Origin of the sequence: Pseudonocardia pini, assembly GCF_013870575.1 — a bacterium.
GTDB classification, from domain to species: Bacteria; Actinomycetota; Actinomycetes; order Mycobacteriales; family Pseudonocardiaceae; genus Pseudonocardia; species Pseudonocardia pini.
The window spans coordinates 1-3,750 of record NZ_JACBXB010000566.1 but is presented as its reverse complement, the minus strand read 5'-3'; the positions used below and the strand labels follow the sequence as shown (position 1 = coordinate 3,750).

Sequence of the window (3,750 nt, the reverse complement as noted above, 5' to 3'; positions counted from 1 at the left end):
CAGCCCGACCAGCACCTGCCGGTCGCCCTGGTAGGCCTCGCGGCTGTGCGCGTTCCGGACGTTGTCGACGAGCAACAGGTCCCCCGCCTGCCACGGTTCGCGCAGGGTGTGGGCGGTGTAGACGTCGTTGATCAGCGCGACCACCTCCGGACCGATCGGGTCGCCGTTGCCGAACCTGGTGGTGAACGGCAGGCCGTCGGGCCCGTAGCTGTCGACGAGGAACTCGCGGACGTCCGGGTCGAGCGTGAACTCGTTGAGGAAGGCGATCTGGTTGAACCAGCAGCGCACCCCGGTCACCGGGTGCCGGACGACGGCGAGTCGGCGCTGCCGCGTCGTGAGGCCGCCGTCGGGGGTCCATCCGAACTCGATCGCGTTGCCGCGGCAGTAGGCCTCGACGGTGGCGCGGTCGTCCGTGCCGAACGCGTCGGGCCAGGAGGCGCCGATCTCGTCGTTGTAGGTGCGGGTGAGCATCCAGCCCTCTCGCTCGAGACGGGCGACGAGGTCGGCGGGCAGCGCCTCGACCACCGCGGCGGCATCGGCCACCGTGGTGGCGCCACCGGCCGCGGGCGGGTCGATGCAGGCGAACAGCAGCAGGCCCGGGAACTCGAGCGTGTAGCTCAGCTCGTGGTGCATGCACATCTGTTGGTTGGCGGGCCAGGCGGTCGACGAGTGCACGCCGTCGCCGAGGTGCCGCCGGGGGGCGAAGGCCTCGCGCTCGCCGAGCAGCGAGTCCGTGAGCCCGCCGAACACGGCGGCCGTGGCCGCCCGGTCCTGCAGGCCGAGGCCGCGCACGAACAGGTGTCCGTACTGCGTCACGAGGCTCCGGACGGTGTCACGGTTCTCGGCGGCCCAGGCGGCGGGGCCGTGCGGTGCGGCGGTGGTCAGGACGACGGGTCCGCCGGGACGCTGGGTGAGGTCCAGGGCGGGTGCGGGCTGGGTCATGTCGGTGTCCTTCCTGAAGGTGTGCTCGCGGACGGTGGGTGCTGCTCAGACAGACGGCGCGCGGACCGCGTCGAGGACGGCGGCGGCCGCCTCGTGGGGTCTGGTCCGGAGGAAGTGGTGCCCGCCCCCGTCGAGCTCTCGGGTCTGCACCGCACCGGCGAGGAGCTCCCAGTCCCGGCTCCGGGCCGGGTCGGCGGTGCTCGGGTCGTCGGCGGCGCGGACGACCAGGACGTGCGCGGTGACCTCGGTCCCGGACTCGGCGGCGTCCGCCAGGTAGCGGTGCGCCTCGATGCAGTCGTGGCGGTACGCCGCCGCGACCCGCCCGGCCCCCTCCGGATCGAGCCCGCCGAGCTCCGGGTGCAGGCCCGTCTCGCGCAGGCGGTCGACCAGCGCGGCGTCCGAGCGGCCGGACAGCTCGACGATCTCGTTCCGCCGTGTCACGGGGTCGCCGAGCTGTTGCGAGGACACGACGACCAGCTCGACGCGGATGCCCCGCTCCTCCAGCGCCCGCGCTGCGGCGACGGCGAACGCGGCGCCCGCGGAGTGCCCCCACAGCAGCACGCGGGTGAGGTGCCTGCCCGCGATCTCCGCGCAGACGCGGTCGACGATCTCGGCGAGCGGTGCCGGCCGCTCCGTGGCGGAGGGGTCGTGGCCGGGCGGTTCGACGCCGTACACGGTGAGCCCGGTCAGCCCCGACAGCCCCGACAGCCCCGACAGCCCCGACAGCCCCGACAGCTCGGTGGCCACCGACCGGAAGTTGACGGCGTTCCCCCCGGCGGGCGGGAAGCAGACCAGCGCCCGCCCCGGGTCGGCTCCGCCGGCGAGCGTGGTCAACAGCTCGGGTCGCGCTGCGGGATGTCCCGGGCCGGCGACGTCGGCGGGCGCGTCGAGGAGGGTGGCCAGGTCGGCGAGCACCGGGTTGCGGGTGATGTCCTTGAGCGACACCGCCCGGTCCAGCGCCACCGCGAGCTTGACCGCCGAGAGCGACGAGCCGCCCCGGTCGAAGAAGTGGTCGTGTCGGCCGACGTCCGCCTCCGGCACCCCGAGGATCTTCGCGAACGCGGCGGCGAGCCGGTGCTCGGCGGGGGTCGCGGGAGGCTCGTGCCCGGCCGCCGCGGGCTCCTGGCCCAACTCGGCGGCGAGCGCCGTCAGCGCCTTCGTGTCGATCTTGCCGTTGGCGGTCAGCGGCAGCCGCTCCCGACGATGGAACGCGGCGGGCACCATGTACCCGGGAAGCGTGCGGGCCAGGCCGTCCCGCAGCAGGTCGACGGGCAGGTCGTCGGCCGCGGTGTAGAAGCCGACGAGCTGAGCGCCCGCGCCGGGTCGCTCGGCCACGACGACGGCGCCGGTGCGCACCCCGGGAACGCCCTGCAGCGCGTTCTCGATCTCGCCGATCTCGATCCGGAAGCCGCGGATCTTCACCTGGCTGTCCCGGCGGCCGAGGAACTCGAGTGTGCCCTCGGGGGTCCAGCGGCCGTAGTCACCGCCGCGGTAGAGCCGCTCTCCGGGCACGTGCGGGTCGGTCAGGTAGACCGCACGCGTGCGGTCCGGGTCGTTGACGTAGCCCCGGCCCACGCAGACCCCGGCGAAGCAGATCAGGCCGGGGGCGCCGAGCGGGACGGGCTCGAGGTTCTCGTCGGTGACGTAGACACGCACGTTGCGCACCGCCGGACCGAGCACGACCTTGGCCGGGGCGGACCGCATGACCTCGTGGTTGGTGTCGTCGGAGGTCTCGGTCAGGCCGTAGGCGTTGACCAGCGACACGCCCTGTACCTGCCCGAAGAACCGCTGGGCGAGCTCGGTCCGCAGCGCCTCGCCGGTCGCCGAGACGCACCGGAGGTCGGGTAGCTCCCGGCCGGTGCGCTCCAGGTAGGACAGCACGACCTCGAGGTAGGACGGCACGACCTGCAGGACCGCGACCCGCTCGCCGACGACGGTGTCCACGAACCGCTCGACGTCGAGGATCGAGTCCTGGTCCACCACGACGGTCCGGCCGCCGACCAGCAGCGCCGACAGCAGCTGCCAGAGCGAGATGTCGAAGCACTGCGGGGCGATCTCGGCGACCACCGCACCCTCGGCGATCTCCAGGTCCTCGATCTTGGCGAGGAGGTGGTTGAGCATCCCCGCGTGCTCGCACATCGCTCCCTTGGGCTCACCGGTGGAGCCCGAGGTGAAGTAGACGTACGCCGCCTGGTCGGGCCCGACCTCGACGCCGAGGTCGCTGCCGTCGCCCTGCTCCGCCAGCGCGTCGGCGAGGGTCAGCACGGAGACCTCGGGCATCGTGTCGAGCGCGCGGGCCAGGGTCTCCGTGCTGCCCGGTTCGGCGACGACGAGCGTGGCGTCCCCGCGCGTCAGCGTCGTCCGGATGCGCTCGGCCGGGAAGTGCGGCTCGATCGGCAGGTACACCCCACCCGCCTTGAACACGGCCAGGACGGCGACCATCCAGTCGAGGTCGCGCTCCATGACCACGCCGACGGCTCCCTCCCGCTCCAGCCCGCGGGCCCGGAGCGCGCGGGCGAGGCGGTTGGCCCGGTCGTTCAGCTCGGCGTAGGTCCAGCGCACCTCGCCCTGCACGGCGGCGACCGCGTCGGGGTGCCTGCGGACGCGCTCCTCGACGAGCTCGTGGAACCGCCGGTCGGGCAGCGGGCGCTCGGGCCCGGCCAGGCCCACGAGCTGGAAGGCGCGCTCCTCGTCGGAGAGCAGCGTGGTCGTGGTGTGGTCCGTGGCTGGATCGGCGCCGAGCTGCGCGAGCGCTGCGAGGTGGTAGCCCGCGATCCGGGAACCGGCGGCGGCGTCGAGGACCTCCGT

At 73.9% G+C, this 3,750-nt stretch carries 2 protein-coding genes; both read right to left on the bottom strand.

Translation table 11 applies throughout. From position 1 onward, the window contains the following. Positions 1-942, bottom strand: a 942-nt coding sequence (locus H5J29_RS24810) for a TauD/TfdA family dioxygenase (RefSeq protein WP_181783441.1), incomplete at its 3' end; no start/stop codon positions are given. Between the two features lie 45 nt (positions 943-987). Then, positions 988-3,750, bottom strand: a 2,763-nt coding sequence (locus tag H5J29_RS24805) for a non-ribosomal peptide synthetase (RefSeq protein WP_181783440.1), incomplete at its 5' end; no start/stop codon positions are given.